This window comes from Bacillus sp. 7894-2, assembly GCF_002272225.1.
Classification (GTDB): domain Bacteria; phylum Bacillota; class Bacilli; order Bacillales; family Cytobacillaceae; genus Cytobacillus.
The window spans coordinates 38,974-57,169 of the sequence record NZ_NPDG01000068.1; the positions used below are offsets into that span (position 1 = coordinate 38,974).

The 18,196-nt window shown below is 43.5% G+C and carries 20 protein-coding genes; 15 read left to right on the forward strand and 5 right to left on the reverse strand.

Going from position 1 to position 18,196, the window contains the following annotated elements; all coding sequences use genetic code 11:
- Positions 1–2: 2 nt before the first annotated feature.
- Together CHI10_RS10420 and CHI10_RS10425 are read right to left on the reverse strand one after the other, a co-directional pair.
- Positions 3–1,958: an ABC transporter permease gene (locus CHI10_RS10420; RefSeq protein WP_095244225.1), complete on the reverse strand. Its 1,956-nt coding sequence runs from the start codon at positions 1,956–1,958 to the stop codon at positions 3–5.
- Positions 1,955–2,701, reverse strand: coding sequence for an ABC transporter ATP-binding protein (locus tag CHI10_RS10425; protein ID WP_095244226.1), 747 nt, complete (start codon positions 2,699–2,701; stop codon positions 1,955–1,957). Before CHI10_RS10425 ends, CHI10_RS10420 begins: the two co-directional genes overlap by 4 nt.
- Before the next feature lie 480 nt (positions 2,702–3,181).
- On the opposite strand from CHI10_RS10425, the gene CHI10_RS22665 reads away from it, so the two are divergent.
- The 6 genes from CHI10_RS22665 (at position 3,182) to CHI10_RS10455 (ending at position 8,581) form a co-directional block, all read left to right on the forward strand.
- A complete protein-coding gene (locus CHI10_RS22665; RefSeq protein WP_286137295.1) occupies positions 3,182–3,343 on the forward strand; it encodes a hypothetical protein in 162 nt (53 codons plus the stop codon).
- 171 nt (positions 3,344–3,514) lie between these two features.
- Positions 3,515–4,204: a response regulator transcription factor gene (locus tag CHI10_RS10435; RefSeq protein ID WP_095244227.1), complete on the forward strand. Its 690-nt coding sequence runs from the start codon at positions 3,515–3,517 to the stop codon at positions 4,202–4,204.
- A 14-nt stretch (positions 4,205–4,218) separates the two neighbouring features.
- Positions 4,219–5,220: a sensor histidine kinase gene (locus tag CHI10_RS10440; RefSeq protein ID WP_095244228.1), complete on the forward strand. Its 1,002-nt coding sequence runs from the start codon at positions 4,219–4,221 to the stop codon at positions 5,218–5,220.
- A gap of 87 nt (positions 5,221–5,307) precedes the next feature.
- Positions 5,308–6,072: an ABC transporter ATP-binding protein gene (locus tag CHI10_RS10445; protein ID WP_095244229.1), complete on the forward strand. Its 765-nt coding sequence runs from the start codon at positions 5,308–5,310 to the stop codon at positions 6,070–6,072.
- On the forward strand, positions 6,047–7,909 hold the full coding sequence (locus CHI10_RS10450) for an ABC transporter permease (RefSeq protein ID WP_095244230.1): 1,863 nt from the start codon (positions 6,047–6,049) through the stop codon (positions 7,907–7,909). Before CHI10_RS10445 ends, CHI10_RS10450 begins: the two co-directional genes overlap by 26 nt.
- 471 nt (positions 7,910–8,380) lie before the next feature.
- Positions 8,381–8,581: a cold-shock protein gene (locus CHI10_RS10455; RefSeq protein WP_009335135.1), complete on the forward strand. Its 201-nt coding sequence runs from the start codon at positions 8,381–8,383 to the stop codon at positions 8,579–8,581.
- Positions 8,582–8,685: 104 nt separating this feature from the next.
- Here the strand turns inward: CHI10_RS10455 and CHI10_RS10460 are convergent, their stop codons facing one another.
- Positions 8,686–9,513, reverse strand: a complete 828-nt coding sequence (locus CHI10_RS10460) for a MerR family transcriptional regulator (RefSeq protein WP_095244231.1) — start codon at positions 9,511–9,513, stop codon at positions 8,686–8,688.
- Positions 9,514–9,612: 99 nt separating this feature from the next.
- Between CHI10_RS10460 and norA the strand changes: the two genes are divergently transcribed.
- Positions 9,613–10,797, forward strand: coding sequence for a multidrug efflux MFS transporter NorA (norA, locus tag CHI10_RS10465; protein ID WP_095244232.1), 1,185 nt, complete (start codon positions 9,613–9,615; stop codon positions 10,795–10,797).
- A gap of 39 nt (positions 10,798–10,836) precedes the next feature.
- Here norA and CHI10_RS22325 read toward each other — a convergent pair whose 3' ends face one another.
- Positions 10,837–10,986 carry a hypothetical protein gene (locus CHI10_RS22325; RefSeq protein ID WP_179289004.1) on the reverse strand — a complete coding sequence of 50 codons (150 nt, stop codon included), beginning with the start codon at positions 10,984–10,986 and terminating at the stop codon, positions 10,837–10,839.
- Between the two features lie 369 nt (positions 10,987–11,355).
- Here CHI10_RS22325 and CHI10_RS10470 point away from each other — a divergent pair, with 369 nt between their 5' ends.
- From CHI10_RS10470 to CHI10_RS10490, 6 genes are all read left to right on the forward strand, one after another.
- The gene (locus tag CHI10_RS10470; protein ID WP_095244273.1) at positions 11,356–11,733 is read left to right on the forward strand and encodes a VOC family protein; all 378 of its coding nucleotides are present in this window, start codon (positions 11,356–11,358) and stop codon (positions 11,731–11,733) included.
- Positions 11,734–11,913: 180 nt separating this feature from the next.
- Entirely contained in the window at positions 11,914–12,354 is a 441-nt protein-coding gene (locus CHI10_RS10475) for a GreA/GreB family elongation factor (RefSeq protein ID WP_095244233.1), read from the forward strand.
- Positions 12,355–12,525: 171 nt separating this feature from the next.
- The gene (locus CHI10_RS10480; RefSeq protein WP_095244234.1) at positions 12,526–13,647 is read left to right on the forward strand and encodes an NADH-dependent flavin oxidoreductase; all 1,122 of its coding nucleotides are present in this window, start codon (positions 12,526–12,528) and stop codon (positions 13,645–13,647) included.
- Between the two features lie 43 nt (positions 13,648–13,690).
- Positions 13,691–13,852 (forward strand): hypothetical protein, encoded by a 162-nt coding sequence (locus tag CHI10_RS22330; RefSeq protein WP_179289005.1) that lies wholly within the window; start codon positions 13,691–13,693, stop codon positions 13,850–13,852.
- Between the two features lie 5 nt (positions 13,853–13,857).
- Complete coding sequence (locus CHI10_RS10485; protein ID WP_095244235.1) at positions 13,858–14,331, forward strand: NUDIX hydrolase; 474 nt, start codon at positions 13,858–13,860, stop codon at positions 14,329–14,331.
- Between the two features lie 320 nt (positions 14,332–14,651).
- Positions 14,652–15,449 carry a phosphotransferase gene (locus tag CHI10_RS10490; RefSeq protein WP_095244236.1) on the forward strand — a complete coding sequence of 266 codons (798 nt, stop codon included), beginning with the start codon at positions 14,652–14,654 and terminating at the stop codon, positions 15,447–15,449.
- 116 nt (positions 15,450–15,565) lie between these two features.
- Here the strand turns inward: CHI10_RS10490 and CHI10_RS10495 are convergent, their stop codons facing one another.
- Positions 15,566–16,183, reverse strand: coding sequence for a TetR/AcrR family transcriptional regulator (locus CHI10_RS10495; RefSeq protein WP_095244237.1), 618 nt, complete (start codon positions 16,181–16,183; stop codon positions 15,566–15,568).
- Positions 16,184–16,296: 113 nt separating this feature from the next.
- On the opposite strand from CHI10_RS10495, the gene kynU reads away from it, so the two are divergent.
- Together kynU and kynB are read left to right on the forward strand one after the other, a co-directional pair.
- Positions 16,297–17,565: a kynureninase gene (kynU, locus tag CHI10_RS10500; RefSeq protein WP_095244238.1), complete on the forward strand. Its 1,269-nt coding sequence runs from the start codon at positions 16,297–16,299 to the stop codon at positions 17,563–17,565.
- A complete protein-coding gene (gene kynB / locus CHI10_RS10505; RefSeq protein WP_095244239.1) occupies positions 17,562–18,191 on the forward strand; it encodes an arylformamidase in 630 nt (209 codons plus the stop codon). The genes kynU and kynB overlap by 4 nt, the downstream gene beginning before the upstream one ends.
- Positions 18,192–18,196 lie beyond the last annotated feature (5 nt).

Sequence of the window (18,196 nt, forward strand, 5' to 3'; positions counted from 1 at the left end):
GCTCATCGTGTGTTTTTTTCGCTGACAATTTTGTAGTAAATAGATACAGATGAAGCGTAAAAGATTAAATAGGTTAGCACATATAGGCCCATGACGGAAAAAATAATGGTCGTTAAAGAAGGCAAATCTTTGATAACCAGGATGACCGTATAATATAAAAGGAACCAGCTGTGCAGCAATCCCAGCAGGAGCGGCGGCAAAAATACGAACAGCAATTGCTTGCGGATAATCTTTTTCATGTCTTTGTCGTCCACACCGATTTTCCGCAGAATGGCATAGTGTTCCCGTTCTTCTGTAGCTTCGCGCAGCTGTTTAAAATAAATCACACTCCCCAAAGCAAACAAGGCAATAACAGCAAAAAAGGCAACGGAGAACAAGATTAAAGAAGATGACTCCGTATCTATGGAATACATATCGATATAGGCCGAATAATAGGCTCCTTCTGTTTTCATCACGATGTCATGGATTTCCCGTGATACATCATTGGATGTTTTGGGATATTCTATTTGATAAATTTCGAATGAAGAAAGGGTGCGTCCTTTTCTTAATTCCTCAAAAGCCTCGTCTGAAACAATAAGCACAGAAGGCTGCGGATTGGTTTTCCCGCCAGGCCTCGTCGGGATGGTTAACAGCGGGTACCGTATTTTTTCCGCGATACGAAATGTATGGTCTTTCAAAACGGTTATTTCAGGTTGAGAACCTGTATATTTTACCGGTTCATCAATCCCCCTTGTTAATACAATGGCCTCTTCCCCAGCGATATCTACTTTTTCTCCCGTTCCTCTCAAATCAACAATTGCATTTAATTGGGACTCCGGGAAAAGGTAAAATTCCTCGGTGTAATATTCGGGATAGCTAAAGAATGCCTTTCTGTTTTGGATCTTTTCTGTTTGAATTCCTGTAAGGGTTTCATGACCAAGGATGGGGTGAGACTCATTCATCATTTTTTCAATATATCTTTGAGTTTCATCCTCCTGGGTCGAAAAGGCAAAATGATTCGGATACTCTTTTTTTACCACTTCGCTTTTCATGGCATAGTCTACAGCCAGAAATCCGACTGTAAAGATGACAATCGCACTAATCAGTGAATTGAAGGTGAAATTGACTGTATTTCCTCGAATGGAAAAACGGAGAGAAGAGATCCATAACATTTTGCTGCCCATAAAATAGTTTTTCTGCTGGCTCAGCTTTTGGAGCATCCAGCCAGAGAACTGCCGGTAAAATAAATAGGTCCCGGCAATCAAAGCTGCCGCTACAGCTGTTAAGATTTCATTAAAATGATTTTTCCAAATGTCCGTATCTCCTATGGTAATCATATAGTATGATCCCGAAATCAGTAGTATGGACAGCAGCGCCAGGGCAAAAGAAAATCTAAATGGCTTTTCCATCTTTTCCTTTGCATGAAACAATTCCACTAACTGGACACGCCGGACAGTGACATAACTTTGAATGGTAATGATGACGATTAATAAGGCAAATAACAGTACAGTTGATGCAATCGCCTCTAATGGAAAAGCAAAAGAAATTTCCTCATTATAGCGCATTAAGTTCATTAATACCGCACCGAAAAACTTCGATAGCAGTCCACCGATTAAGATCCCGCTGGAAACCGAAATGGCGCTCAAGAATAAGGTTTCAAAAAAGACCATTGCGGCAATTTGTCTCTCCTTCATGCCGTAAAGCAAATACATGCCGAATTCCTTTTTTCGCTGCTTCATAAAAAAAGAGTTCGCATACAAAATAAAGAAGACAATAAACAAAAAGACAATCACCGAAACCAGGGAAATAACCATTTTGTAGTTTTCCTTATTTTGAATGGCTTCGACTACATCTTTGTTAAACATGAGACCGGAGAAAGTAAAGTAAATGACAACGCCGACAAACATCGAGATGAAATAAATGGAATACAAGCGGAAGTTCCGTTTCATATTCCTCCATGATAAATCCACTAAGTTCATCGAGGGTCACTTCCTAAAGCACTTTGAATTGTCAGGATGCGATCAAAGAATTCCTTTTCTGTCTGCTCGCCTTTAAACATTTCATTGACGATTCTTCCATCACGGAGAAAAATAACCCGCTGACAGTAGCTGGCTGCATAGGGATCATGCGTAATCATCAGAACAGTTGTCCTGAAGGTTTCATTGAGTAATTGAATTTGTTCCAGCAGCTGGGTAGCAGACCGGGAGTCGAGTGCACCAGTTGGTTCATCAGCAAACACAATGGCGGGATTCGTAATGATTGCCCTTGCGGCAGCTGTCCGCTGTTTCTGACCGCCTGATATCTCAGAAGGATATTGATGTAAAATGGATTCAATCGTTAAGGCATCAACCAATCTGGCTAACCGCTTTTCCATTTCATCAACAGGTGTTCTTTGAAGAGAAAGCGGGAGGAGGATGTTCTCCTTCACCGTTAAAGTATCCAGCAGGTTATAATCCTGAAAAATAAATCCCATTCTTTTTTGGCGGAACGCCCGCAGGTCCTTCTTTTTCATATCTAAAAGGGAATTTCCCTCTATCCATACATTTCCCCCGCTAAAGCCATCAATGGTGGACAGGGTGTTCATTAAGGTGGTTTTTCCGGATCCGGACGGACCCATAATGGCAGTCAATTCCCCTTGTTCAACAGTCAAATCAATATTTTTTAAGACCTGTGTTTTTCCATAAGATTTTGATAGGTTTTTGGTTTGTATCATTTTGGTCATGTTTTCGACCTCCTTCACTACCACACTATACCGGCTATTCTTCCCGCCAGCCATCGATGTAACAGAATGTAAAGTGACATTTTTGTCATGTTGGGGGAAGAACAGTCTGACTTTTCACTATCCATGTTCAATTTGTGTATACGGGAAACTGGTCCCTAAGTGAGTATCAAAAAGGGATTGAATTCCCGCAAACTGCAAATACTATCCAAAAAGTTCCGGAGTGGAAAATGATTTTACAAATTGCTTCAGTAGTTCTGATTAATTTGACCTTATATAAGACCATTTAAGGGATATCAGTCAATAAAATTGTCCATATCTGGGTTTTTACAATAGCCTTCCAATTATTCTTTGATATTTTTGTGGATTTCAAGTGCAAAGGATACTGGTACTTTACTCAAGGAAGCACTTCCGGCCTAAACCATTTTAATCCCGCCTGTTAACTTGTTGTTTATTAATTGGTATCCTTTTTCGGGTTTTTTCATGAAAAAGGTGAGCTACTTTATTATTCCGGAAATCTTCCTGCTGGGCCATGAAACGGCTGCCCTGCTGCCTCATCCATTTTGTTTCTTTCATTATGGATGGTGGAATTTATGGTATTCTGCCTTTGTAAATCCGATTCTATTAATGATCCTGATGGGATAATACAAATGGATCAGTACATTAGAAAAGAAGGCTTGTATCTAGAAGGGCTGCTGAGGCAGCTCTTTTTTAGTATTAATAAATTCTGAAGATAGATAAATGTCTGCGGGCGCCTTCCGCTTTTCTTTCACGTTCTCCCTATGGCATAATTTTCTAAGACAAAGGAGTGAGAGGATGCAGAAAGTATTCATTATTGAGGATGACCCGAAAATTGCGGAGCACCTGCAGACCTATTTAGTGAAGTATGGCTACGAGGCTGCGGCTGCGGAACAGTTCGATGATGTAATGGCAGAGTTTCATAAGCAGAAGCCGGATCTTGTCCTTTTGGATATCAATCTTCCGAGCTTTGATGGCTATTATTGGTGCAGGCAAATCCGGAAGGAATCCATTTGTCCGGTCATCTTCATTTCCGCCCGGGTAGGGGAGATGGACCAGGTAATGGCGCTTGAAAATGGCGGGGATGATTTTATCACGAAGCCGTTTCACCCGGAAATTGTGATGGCGAAAATCCGCAGCCAGCTGCGCCGGGCTTACGGAGAGTATGCCTCACAGGCACAGGAACGGATATTAGAGATAGAAGGATTAAAGCTGTTTCCGGAAAGAATGGAACTCACATTTCGTGATAAAACGGTCCAGCTGTCTAAAAAAGAAGCGGATATTATCGAAATTCTCATGGAACGGCACCCGCGTGTGGCCGGGCGTGAGGATCTTCTTGAAAAGCTGTGGGATGAGCAGGTTTATGTGGATGAAAATACATTGAATGTAAATATGGCGAGGGTAAGAAAAAAATTTGAGGCAATTGGGCTTTCAGGAGCGGTCGAAACCGTGAGAGGGTCAGGTTATCGTTTGATTGTTACCTGGTGAAAGGCTGGAGAGACATGAAATTATTTTTTAAAGAGCATGCGCTATTAATTGCTGTACAGATTGTTCAATTTTTTGTGGTTCTGGCTATTTATTGGCTTGATGGCTATCAGCGTCTATTGCCGGCTCTCTATGGCATGTTTCTCGGCCTATTCTTTCTCACGTCCTACCTGTCCTACCACTATTTTAGCCGCCGCAAGTTTTATAAAAGGCTGACAAATGAGCTTTCTTCTCTTGACGATTCCTTTCAAACAACAGAAAACTCCCCCATTTCAAGGGCGCTTGATGAACTGCTGAAGAACCAGTATAAACATTATCAAACGAGAATAAAGGCGCTGGAATCCAGGCAGGATGAGCACCTGAAGTTCATGGATCAATGGGTCCATCAGATGAAAACACCGCTTTCTGTCATTGAACTGATTGCGCAAAACCTGGATGAACCGGATTCATCCAGCATCCGGGAAGAAACAGACCGGATGAAAACGGGCTTGAACACGATCCTTTATATGGCGAGACTCCGGACAATCGAACAGGATTTTCATATCAAACCTGTACACTTGTCGAAAATCATTCATGAAGTAAATGGCGAAAACAAACGGTTTTATATCCGGAACGGGGTGTATCCGAATCTTCTGCAGGAAAAAGAAAACATAATTGTGGAGACAGATGAGAAATGGCTGTTCTTTATGCTTTCCCAGCTGATCCATAATGCGGTCAAGTATTCCAGGGGAAAGAGCAGCAGGGTTGATATTTCCGTTTATGAAAAAGACGGGGAAGCTGTCTTAGAAGTGAAGGATTTTGGAGCCGGGATTCCAGAGGCGGACAAGCGCCGTGTGTTTGAACCTTTTTATACCGGTGAAAATGGGCGGAAGTTCAGAGAATCTACAGGTATGGGGCTGTACTTGACAAAGGAGGCGGCCGATTACCTTGGCCATCGGATTGAACTGGAGTCTGCGCTTGGGGAAGGGTCTCTTTTCCGGCTGATTTTCGGAAAAACACAGAACCTTACAATCTTGTAAGGTAAGTGAAAGAAAAATCGATTTTTGGAAAAGGGTATAGAAGATATACTGATCACAAGTCAACTGACTGTGAAAGGAGAACTTGTGATGCTAAAAGTGAAACAGGTAAGCAAGATTTATGAAGGAAAGATCGCCTATCGTGCGCTAACGGATATTAACTTAACGATTGAAGAAGGTGAGTTTGTCGGAATCATGGGTCCTTCGGGAAGCGGGAAAACGACGCTGCTGAACATGATTGCCACCATTGATGAACCGACAACAGGAGAAATCCTGATTAATGAAAGAAATCCCCATGTCTTAAAAAAAGAAGAGCTGGCTCAATTCCGGCGCCGTGAACTGGGATTTGTCTTCCAGGACTTCAACCTGCTTCATACCTTGACGGTTGAAGAAAATATGGTCCTCCCGCTGACATTAGATGGGAAAAAAGTGAAGGAGATGAAGGAAAAAGCGTATCAAATTGCCGAAAAGCTGGGAATTACCGGCATTATGAATAAACGGACGTATGAAATATCCGGGGGACAGGCGCAAAGAGTGGCTGTGGCTAGAGCGATGATCCACACGCCTAAGCTGCTTTTGGCAGATGAACCGACAGGAAATCTGGATTCCAAGTCTTCCAAGGATGTTATGGAGATGCTTGAATCGATTAATCAAACGGAGAAGACCACCATGATGCTTGTCACACACGATGCGCAGGCAGCGAGCTATTGCAACCGGGTCATTTTCATCCGGGACGGAAAATTCTATTCGGAGATACACCGCGGCGATAACCGCCAGGCCTTTTTCCAAAAGATCATCGATACACTTTCGCTGCTGGGAGGGGATGCACATGACCTTTCGTCAGTTCGCGTTTAATAACGTAATACGGAACAAACGCTTATATGCTGCCTACTTCCTCAGCAGTTTATTTACGGTCATGGTCTTCTTTACCTTCTCGATTTTTGCGAACCATCCGGCATTAAGCGGGGATGCGATGAACTCAACCGTCACAAAGGGAATGAATGCAGCTGCCGGAATTATCTATGTGTTTTCGTTCTTTTTTGTTTTATATTCAATGAGTTCTTTTCTGCAGTCCCGGAAAAAAGAATTTGGGTTATTAATGATCCAGGGCATGAGCATGAAACAGATCCGTCTTATGGTTTTTTTGGAAAATATGCTGATTGGCTTTCTGGCAACCCTAAGCGGAATTCTCCTCGGCGTTGTATTTGCAAAGGCGATTTTGCTGCTTGCGGAAAATGTGCTGATAATTGAGCAGACTCTGTCTTTTTATTTTCCAGTGAAGGCCATCCTGATCACCTTCTTTTCTTTCATTATTTTATTTTTCTTTATCTCCTTGTTTGTCACGTATGTTCTGCGCAGCAAAAAGCTAATTGAATTAATTAAAGGAAATAAGATGTCAAAGGGTGAGCCGAAAGCGAATCTTTTCTTAACGATGCTGGCTGTCCTTTTAATAGGAGCGGGTTATGCAGCTGCCTTACTCTCAAAAGGTGTGATGGTAGTAGCGGTCATGGTGCCGGTAATCATCGTTGTCTGCATTGGGACCTACCTGTTATTTACGCAATTAAGCGTGTTTATCATTAGACGATTAAAGAAGAATGAGCGGGTTTTCTGGTTTAAGACGAATATGCTGCTGTTTTCGGATTTGGCTTTCCGCATGAAGGATAATGCGCGAACTTTTTTCATGGTGGCCATGGTTTCAACGGTTGCCTTTAGTGCAATCGGCACGCTGTTCGGATTTCAGACCGTTTTGACTTCGAGCATAAAAAATCAAAATGCCACAACGTTTTCCTATAAAACGAGTGAAGATCAAGAAGAAAAAAATGTTGCGTCTATCAACCGAATATTAAAGGAAGAAAACATTGAAACCGAATCGGCACATACTGTATTGCAGAGCTTTGAAGTGGGCGGAAGTTCCACTCAGATTGCCAGCCAATCCGATTTTAACCGTTTTGCCTCCCTTATAGGCGAAGATCCCGTTACTTTAAAAGAAGGACAAGTGCTGGTGGTGGAGTATCAAGGCACCAACCTCGGGCAATCGAAGGACCTCATGAATGAAACCATTAAACTGACGACCGGCACAGTTTTGAAGCCGAAAGAAGCTATTCATTCGAAAGCCCTGCCCGCAATAGATTCCTATTTTATTGTGTCAGATGAAGATTTTAAAAAGCTGCCGGAACCAGCCTGGGAAGAAAGCTATTATGCCTGGCAGGCTACAGATGGGGAAGAAAGGGTAATGGCTGCCTCTGAAAAGCTGTATAAAGAACTGCCAAGATATGAGATCACATCTGTGGAGTATGAAATATATGAGATTATGAAGGGGTACGGTCCCATTTTATTTGTCGGCCTGTTTATCGGAATTGTCTTTTTCGTCTCTGCCGGCAGCTTCCTGTACTTCCGGCTTTACATGGATCTGGATGAAGACAAACAAAAGTTCAGGTCGATTTCCAAAATGGGTCTGACCGGTAGAGAGCTGAAAAAGGTCTTAAACAGACAGACGATGATTCTGTTTTTCGCGCCGATCCTCGTTGCTCTAATCCATGGAGCTGTAGCCCTGACTGCGTTATCGAACCTGTTCTACTTTAACCTGTTTAAAGAATCAGTCGCTGTTCTGAGTGTTTTCCTGGCCATCCAGGTTGTTTACTTCTTCATTGTCCGCTTTTTCTATACGAAGCAGATACAGGCGGTGATTTAATAAAAGGACCAAGGGTCGGATTGAATCTGGCCCTTTGTTTTTGGAGAATTTTGCTGGAGTCTGAGCTGATTCGACAGAAACGGGAGAGCGTCAGTTAGAGTCCGAACTTGGACACAGAAAGCGGGAAACCTAGGTTTAGAGTCGAACTTGGAGCAACTTCGGACACAGAAAGCGGAAAACCTGGGTTTAGAGTACGAACCCGGAGCAACTTCAGACAGAGAAAGCAGGAAACAAGAATTTTATTTCCGAACCCAAACCTGCGTCACACCAAGGGAGAATGCTGGATTCGAGTGTTCTAAATTAAATAAATTATTGTGTTCCTTGCATATAATTCTGAAAAGTGTTATGCTTATTAAGAATTATTTTTGTTCGGTGTAAAGGATAGTTTGAGTAATAACTTTACGTCTTGATGATCACTGAGAGCAAGGATAGTAACACAATGTGTGGTTTACACACAAGGAGGCAACAAAAATGGAAAACGGTAAAGTAAAATGGTTTAACAGTGAAAAAGGCTTCGGATTCATCGAGCGTGAAGGTGGAGAAGACGTATTCGTTCATTTCTCAGCTATCCAAGGCGAAGGCTACAAATCTCTAGAAGAAGGTCAAGAAGTGACTTTCGACGTTGAGCAAGGCCAGCGTGGAGCTCAAGCAGCTAACGTTCGCAAAGCTTAATTTTAAACCAAACTCAAAACAGGCTCTTTATGGGCCTGTTTTTTTGTTTGGACATGAAGAACCCCACCTTCTAATGAGCAGGGCAAATTAAAGATTGTCGTATCCTACCCCCGGTCCACCTCCATCATAATTTTCGTAACATAATGCTCCTTATCATTCCGTACAACAGTATCATAAATGTACTCTTCAAATACATGCTCTCCCAAGGTTAAATCCAGCCGTTCCATCTCAGAAAAAAACCGCTTATACGTATCGCCGATCGTTTTTTCGCTCCCGACATGATAGCCGATGAGGAAGTCCCCTTTAACGGCCCGAAAATAGGGATGGCCTTCCTTTGGATTGGGCTGCTCGATATACAAATAGCTGTAATTGGCGTATTCCCTCTTCAGCACCTGCTCACGCTTCGTTATGGACCCGATCGGATAGCCTGAATCAAGCTGCGAGATCTGCAATTCATTAATAAAATCCGAGATGACCTCTAAAAATTCTTCGTCCGATATATTTTGAATGTTTCTGCTTAAATAAAGGGTTGCTTCCGGCAAACGCTGAAGCGTAATCCGGTTAAAATTAAGGTGGGAGGCCTCTTCCATTATGGCTATTTTGGCTTCAATCATTTTCTCCTTCATTTCGATTTCCTGACGCTTCTTTACAATCTCTTCTTTTTTCCGGTACATGATGGATAAAAAGCTTTCGGGCGATTTATTTTGCATGTACTGATGTATATCGTTAAGCGACATGCCTAGATCCTTCAATAAATCAATCACAAAAAACAGCTCTAATTGATGAATGGAATAATAGCGGTATCCTTTTTCATTTTTCATGACCGGTGACAGAATCCCAATCTGGTCGTAATAAAAAATGGTCTGCTTGTTAACCTTGCAAAGCTTTGCGAACTCACCTGTCGTTAAATATTTTCCGTCTTTTTTACTCATTTTTTACATCACTGCCCTTGACTATATAGTTACTATATACACTAGGATAGATCGTATATAAAAATCAAGTTTGACAGTTTTGTAAGGAGCCTGATATAGATGAAAACACAAAAAATCACATTAGGATTATTATTGACGAATTTATTCATTGCCTTTTTGGGAATCGGCCTGGTCATTCCTGTCCTGCCAACACTGATGAATGAATTGAGAATAACGGGCACAACGATCGGCTATTTAACAGCCGCATTTGCATTGGCCCAGCTGATTGTTTCCCCGTTTGCAGGGAGAGCTGCCGATCGATTCGGCAGAAAAATCATGATTGTTATCGGCCTGTTTATTTTTGGCCTATCCGAATTCTTATTCGGGATGGGAAAAGAAATTGAGGTTCTGTTCTTTTCACGAATTTTAGGGGGAATTAGCGCAGCCTTTATTATGCCGGCCGTTACAGCCTTTATCGCGGATATTACCACGACTGAAACCCGCCCGAAGGCACTCGGGTATATGTCAGCTGCCATCAGCACCGGATTTATCATCGGCCCTGGCATAGGCGGATTTTTAGCAGAGTTTGGAACGCGGATGCCATTTTTCTTTGCGGGGGGACTTGGTGCACTTGCAGCGGTGCTTTCGATGATTTTATTAACGGAGCCTGAGCGTGATGAGGAAAGTATTGAAGGAGCTGAACCAGGAAAGAGCGGCTTCAGTCGTGTGTTGGAGCCAAAGTATCTCTTGGCCTTTATTTTGATTTTTATCGCCTCATTTGGGCTTGCCGCTTTTGAATCCTTCTTTAGTTTATTTGTGGATCACAAGTTTGCCTTTAAACCAGCGGATATTGCAATCGTCATAACGGGCGGGGCGGTTTTTGGCGCAGTGTCGCAAATCCTGCTATTTGACCGCCTGACCCGCATCTGGGGAGAAATCAAACTGATCCGTTACAGCTTACTATTATCCGGTCTGCTTGTGTTTTTAATGACCGTTGTTCATTCCTATTTTGCGATCCTGCTTGTAACCTTCATTGTCTTTGTGGGATTCGATTTATTCCGTCCGGCTATCACTTCCTATCTTTCCAATATCGCCGGCAATGAACAGGGATTTGTGGGCGGAATGAATTCGATGTTTACAAGCCTCGCGAATATCAGCGGACCTATTATTGGGGGAATGCTGTTTGATATCGATATTAACTACCCTTACTATTTCGCAGCTATCGTCACTGCCTTGGGGATCGGTTTAACCCTTGTGTGGAAAAAGCCTGCAAAGAAGGCATCCAAAGTGGTGGAGGCAATATAAAAAGAGTGAATTAACCGTCTAATTCACTCTTGCCCATCATTATTGTTTAGCTCCATTTTCCGGGTAGGGCTGTCCGTACCCTTCCACATTCCCGGCACGCTCTTTTTCATATTCTGATCCTGAACCCTGACGGCTGACTGCTGCGGAATTTGTTTTCTGTTTCTCTGATTTATTGTTCTGACGCGTCAAATCCTTCACCTCCCATACACAATTAGAGTGCTTAAAATTTGGAAAAGTATTCAGAGCGGGCCCGCTCTCCCTGTTCGGACAGTACAAAGGGATATCGGTACGGGTGAGTCGGAAGACGAGCTAACTTTGTACATGAAAAAAGGTAAAGCCGAGGGGAGAGTCTGAACCTGGATCAATTTCGGACACAAGAAGCGCGAATACAAGAGAACCAGTCCAAATTTAACGCTCCTGCAAAAACAGGAGCGTTTTTTCTTGCAGAAATGAGCAGATAGCCTGAATTTAAAAAGGAAAAATAATACAAAAGGGAGAAGTAATAGGATGGCTAAGGAAATAGGTAAATATCATTCAAATTTAAAAGGAGAGATTCTAATGAGCGAGCCGCTGCTGAAAGGCGTGGAAGGAATCTTTATACCGGTCAAAAACCCGGAGCTATCAGCAAGCTGGTATGAAGAAATACTGGGATTTCAGCGGATTTACATGGAAAAAGAGGCAGCTGTCATGCGGATTGGGGAACAGGCGCAAACTGTCGTCTGCCTTGTCAGAACCAGCCCTCATCAGCCGATGGAGTTTCCGGAAAATCAGTTTGGCGTGGGGAAATATTATAACTTCATTCCGGAAGATATTGAAGAAACTCATAAGCTTTTACTTGAGAAGGGTGTAAACGTGAATCCAATTGGCGGGGAAGGGACCACGAAATTTTTTACATTCTTTGATCCTGACGGGAATCCGCTCGGGGTTTGCCAATGATCGCATAAGTTGGCTGGATTTTCAGGTATCTATATGCTATGTTGTAAATATATAGTAGACCTTTCTTTTGTAATTGGGAAAGGTCTGCTTTTTATATATTCAAAAAGGATGGTGCATGGAAAATGACAGTAAAATTGATGTTTTGCAGGGTGTTTGATCCGAGCAGGGGGGTTATCTATTATGAACCATAGTCTTGAGGCTCTCACTGAAAAAGAATTCTTTATCAAACAGCTGACGTATATTGATGAAAATTATCAGGACTTGAATGGACTTTACCTTTCTTCGACTCCGCTGAAGGAGCGTAGAAGGGATTTTCTCAGTATTTATGTAAGGGAAGTGGAGCAATACCTTGCTCTTTGTAATCAGGCGCCGGCAGAACAGCCTTTGCGGAAAGTATTGATTGGAACGAAGGTAACCGTATTATTTGACGGGGAGGATGACCGGGAAGTTTATCATATTTGTCTCCCGGAAGAGTCGGACCCTGATAATGGCTGTATCTCGTTCCTGTCTCCGGTTGGCAGGCAGCTTCTGTTGAAAAATTTGGGAGAGAAAACGTCACTCATGATCCCAAGCGGCCAGTTGGATGTGGTCATCGGAAATATATCCTGGGACCAGGAATAAGTCTTTAGCAGAGGGACATGGGACCTGTCCCTCTGTTCCTTTGGGAACGCTGCGATTCAAATAATTGACTGCCAAAACTGTAACTTATAGTATTACAGTAAGTTTGATGCCAGTTTATTTTGTGTAAACATTAAACAAACTAGGTGTGAACGAAAAGAAGGAGTGACTTATATGAATCAAAACTATAAACCACTAGTAGAACCATTGCAGTTAAAAAATAAGGTGGAAGTCAAAAACAGGGTGGTCCTGGCGCCGATGACAAATTTCGCTTCCCATCCGGATGGAACCGTGTCAGATGCCGAGATCGATTATTACATACGCCGCTCCAAAGGGGCCGGAATGGTGATTACGGCCTGTACAAATGTGACAGCCAACGGAAAGGGATTCAATGGTGAATTCGGCGGCGATCATGACGGGATGCTTCCAAGTCTTTCAAGGCTGGCATCAAGCATTAAAGAGCAGGGTGCCAAAGCCGTTCTCCAGATCTTTCATGGAGGCAGGGAGTGTCCGCCAGAGCTAGTGCCAAATGGGGATACAGTCAGTGCCAGTGCGGTTGCATCTGAAGGAAGCAGCAATACGCCAAGAGCACTGACGGAAAAAGAGGTGGAAGATATCATTTCCGCTTTCGGTGAGACTACCCGCAGGGCCATTCAGGCAGGCTATGATGGCGTTGAAATTCATGGCGCCAATGGCTACTTAATACAGCAGTTCTTTTCTCCGCATTCAAATCGCCGTGAGGACCGATTCGGAGGCAGCCTTGAGAAGCGTATGACGTTCCCTCTTGCTGTGGTAGATGCAGTCCAAAAAGCGGTGCAAGAGCATGCTAATGAGCCGTTCATTATCGGATACCGTTTTTCTCCGGAAGAGCCGACTGAGCCAGGAATCACCATGGACGATACTCTTCAACTGGTTGATGTCCTGTCAGATAAAGGATTGGACTACCTTCATGTCTCCCTGATGGAATTCTGGTCCAAACCGAGACGCGGGGCTGATGAAGCTAAGCCAAGAATTCAGCATCTGTTAGAAAAAATCAATAATCGCCTTCCGCTTATCGGGGTAGGGTCGATCCATACTCCTGATGAAGCTGTGAAAGCACTGGAAACAGGAGTGGCCATGGTTGCCCTTGGCCGCGAGCTGATTATGGAGCCGGATTGGGTGCAGAAGGTACAGGAAGGAAAAGAATCTGAAATTGCCGTCACATTATCTAAAAAGGATCAGGAAAAACTGGTTATCCCGGATCCGCTCTGGCAGGCAATTGTGAACACTCCGGGGTGGTTTCCGGTTGTGGACTAAGTAATTCGCATTTCGCGACAAAAACAAAAAGGGGGACTGCCATTTGCATAGGGCAGTCCTTTTTGCGATACAGGAAAATGGAAGAATGCTGCGGACCGCCGGGATTTTGCAGATGAAAAAAGGTATCCAGCCCAGATTTCAAGAATATGTAAAATGGGACAAGGCTACAGATTTATTGGCCTATCAGTGGAACAGAGGGGGCTAAGAAAAGTGGAATACTATAAATATCTCAGACAGTATGTAGGGCATAGCCCCATTATTCTGCCAGGTTCAGTGGTAATTATTTTAAACGAGCGAAATGAGGTGTTATTGCAAAAAAGGCATGATGGCGGCTGGGGGCTGCCGGGCGGGCTGATGGATTTGGGAGAAAGCTTTGAAGAAACAGCCAAAAGAGAAGTCTTTGAAGAGACAGGATTGGCAGTGGAAAACCTGAAGCTGCTGAATGTTTTTTCCGGCTCCGAGTACTACTTGAAAGTTCAAAATGGTGATGAACTTTATTCTGCAACAGCCCTTTATTTTACGAAAAAGGTAAGTGGAGAGCTGAAGGCAGATTATAACGAATCAGTAGAATTGGAGTATTTTGCCCTGACTAACTTGCCGGATGGATTAACAGATGAATACAGGGGTTTTATTGAGGAATATATTGATTTTGAAAATCAGAATTGCCCCAAAATAATTGAATAATCATAAAAATAGATAAGTTTCCTATTATTAGTTCCCATACTATGGTAAAATCTATTTTAAGAGATGTAAAGAAAGGGGAATCGATTTTACACATGTGGAATAACTTGAAATGATGCATTAATTGGATAGAGACAGGCAGCGGTCCTTGATTTGTAAGGATGCGTTTATTTGTCTATCTGAAAATCATTCAAGGGATACATGGTGTGGACAATTAAATTCCCATTGCCAAGCAGATGCCTTTCGCAGATCTGCTTTTATTTTTGGGTTAAAATACATCTCTATTGACACAGATATTGGGTCCCTATATTGGGGGAATTTTAATGAAGAATCATAATGAAAACGAAGAGCTGCTGACAGGGGGGAATGTCTCTCGTGTCTATCGTTCGAGAGATACTGTCCTGCGTGAACTGAAGCCGGACAGTCCCAGAATTCACCGTTTATTAAAGCATTTGGAGAGCAAAGGTTTCAGCTATGCACCAAAGTTTCTGGGAATGGATGACAAAAGCAGAGAAATCTTATCCTATATTGAAGGCGAAGCGGGCAATTACCCTTTAAAAGAATACATGTGGTCCAATGATGTTTTAAAAGAAATAGCGAAGATGCTCCGGCATTATCATGATGCGGTAAGTGATTTTCCTATATCGGATGAATGGAAGCCATTAGACAATACTCCAGATAACCAGGAGGTTGTCTGTCACAATGATTTTGCCATTTACAATATTATTTTTAATCACGAAAAGCCGACAGGCATTATCGACTTTGACCTTGCGGCTCCCGGACCAAGACTGTGGGACATAGCGTATGCTCTTTACACCTGCGTTCCATTAAGCAGGCATTATCATACCGAAGCAGGCGAAGCCGTTCATTATAATCCATCTCTTGATGCCAGCCGTATAAGACAAAGAGTTAAGCTGTTTTTTGAATCCTATGGTATGGCGGAAATGGAAGAAGACTATGTGAAGATGGTATTGCTGCGGTTAGAAGGATTATGTCAGTACATGAAAAGAAAAGCCGGTGAAGGTGACGCTGCCTTTCAAAAAATGCTGGATGAAGGCCACTATGAACACTATCAAGAAGATATTGAATTCATTCGTCAGCATGGGAAAGAGTGGATCTAAGAGGCGGGACACGGGGCCTGTCCCTTCCGAAACGTTCGGAAGTAGTTTTGAAAGTGAAAAAAAAGGTGTCTTTCCTATGGGAGAGGCACCTTTTTTTAGGACCGTTAATGCTCGCTTTATTCGTACAATCCGCCCGTATACATCCTCGTCAGGTTCACAATCACATCATCTATCTGATACTTCTCCTCGTTCATCACCAGCTCCCACATGAACATCTCATTTGAATAAAACCAGCCTCTTGCGGTGAGGACCGGATCAAGGTTCTCTTTGGCAAGCTTTTGTGACTGGGCGTAGCGGATATCGACTGAAATCCGTTCGATGAAGCGTTCGCGGATTCCGTACCACTTTTCCTCTATCTCAGGTGAGACGCCGATGGCCTCTTTTACGACCTTCATCATGTCCCGCTCATCCAGAGCCAGCTGCAGGAACAGCCTTACCTGCTTTTTAATATTTTCATAGGCCTCTTCTTTGACCTGCGGTTTAAAGGGCATCTCTGCCACTTCGTAAAACTGCTTCATGAGATCTTCCATCAAAGTAATGAAAAGCTCGTCTTTATTTTTAAAATAGACGTATGCCGTTCCATAGCCTGTTTTTGCTTTTTTGATCACTTGGGAGATGGTCGCTTTTTGAAAGCCATTTTCGAGAAAAACTTCTTTACCGGCCTGGAGAAGCTTTTGACGTGTTTTCATGGCCTGCTGCTGCCTTGCCGGCAATTGGCCTGCGGTTTTTTTCATCACTTTCATCCTTTATTTGCTATCTGATTTTATTGACATTATATCATTGACATAGTGTCAATCAAACAATATAATTTTCATAAATAATAAATATTCTGAAAGGTTGGTAGTTTATGGATATAACAAAGGAGTATGCTGTAAAACTGGATGAACAAAATGACCTGTCCTACCGGGAAGAGTTTTATATAAAAGAAGATGGAATTTATCTGGATGGCAATTCACTTGGCCTGCTTTCCAAACGGGCGGAGAAGTCACTGCTAGACCTGCTTGACTCCTGGAAGCACCATGCCATTGACGGCTGGACAGAAGGGGACAATCCCTGGTTCTATCTATCTGAAAAACTGGGTAAGGAGCTGGCGCCAATCGTAGGGGCAAATCCGGAGGAAGTGGTTGTAAGCGGTTCCACAACTATTAACCTTCACCAGCTTGTCTCCACCTTTTATAATCCGGAAGGAAAAAGAACAAAGATACTGGCAGACGAGCTTAATTTTCCAAGTGATATTTATGCGCTGCAAAGCCAGGTGAAGCTGAAGGGCTATGATCCTGATGAGCATCTTGTCCGGGTGAAAAGCGCGGATGGCCATACATTGAGAGAAGAAGACATTGTTGCGGCCATGACGGATGAAATCGCGCTGATTGTCCTGCCGGGTGTTTTATACCGAAGCGGCCAGGTGCTGGATATGGAATATTTGACTGCTGAGGCGCATAAGCGCGGGATTGAGATTGGCTTTGATCTATGCCATTCGGTTGGATCTGTCCCTCATTCCCTGAGTGATTGGGATGTCGATTTTGCGTTCTGGTGCAACTATAAGCATCTCAATGGCGGTCCTGGATCAACGGGCGGGCTTTTTGTGAACAAGCGCCACTTTGGACAGGTTCCGGGGCTTGCTGGCTGGTTTAGCTCCCGCAAGGATAAGCAGTTTGATATGGACCATGTGCTGACAGCGGCTGAAGATGCGGGCGCCTACCAGATCGGCACGCCGAATATTTTCAGCATGGCACCGATTATCGGCTCACTCAGCATGTTTAATGAAGTCGGCATGGAGAGAATCCGTGAAAAATCTCTTCAGCTGACAGGCTATATGATTGAACTGATTGAGCATGAGCTTGACGGACATGGCCTGGTCCTGCGCAATCCGCTTGATGAAAAAAAGCGGGGCGGGCATATTTATCTGGAACACCCGGAAGCAGCGCGAATCTGCAAGGCCCTGAAGGCAGAAGGAGTCATCCCTGATTTCCGCGCGCCAAATGGAATCCGTCTGGCACCGGTTGCGCTATACAACACGTTTGAAGATGTGTGGAAAACCGTGCAAATCTTAAAAGGCATCATGGAAGAGGAAAAATATAAGCAATTTGAAAATAAGCGGGGAGTCGTAGCATGACGAAAAAAGGGTGGATCGATATATCTCAGCCGCTCACAAACGGCATTGCCCACTGGCCGGGTGATACCCCTTTCAGCTATGAAACAGCTTTTACGAAAGAACAAACCGGCTCTGTCAATATCGGCCGGATTACGACCAGCCTGCACACGGGCACCCATGTTGATGCGCCGTTCCATTTTAATGATGAAGGCGAAAAGATCCTGGATCTGGACATTGAGCTGTATATCGGACCAGCGAGGGTGATCGATGTATCTGGGTATGAAAAGGTGGATTCGGAGGTTCTGAAAAAGTTTGATATCGAAGGCGCAGAACGTGTGCTGCTTAGGACCTCGGTTCCGAATGATCCGGAAGTGTTTCCGAATCGGATTCCTGAATTGACTGAGGATATGGCAGACTACCTTGGCAGCAAAGGGGTGCGACTGCTCGGAGTGGATGTGCCATCAGTCGATCAGCCCGACAGCAAAGAAATGGAAACGCATCATGCCTTATATCGGAATGGCATTCATATTCTGGAAAACATTATGCTGGATGAGGTAGAAGAAGGAAATTATGAACTAATTGCTTTGCCGCTCCCGATTAAAGACGGAGACGGGAGCCCGGTGAGGGCGGTTATTCGCCCGATTTAGCCGGC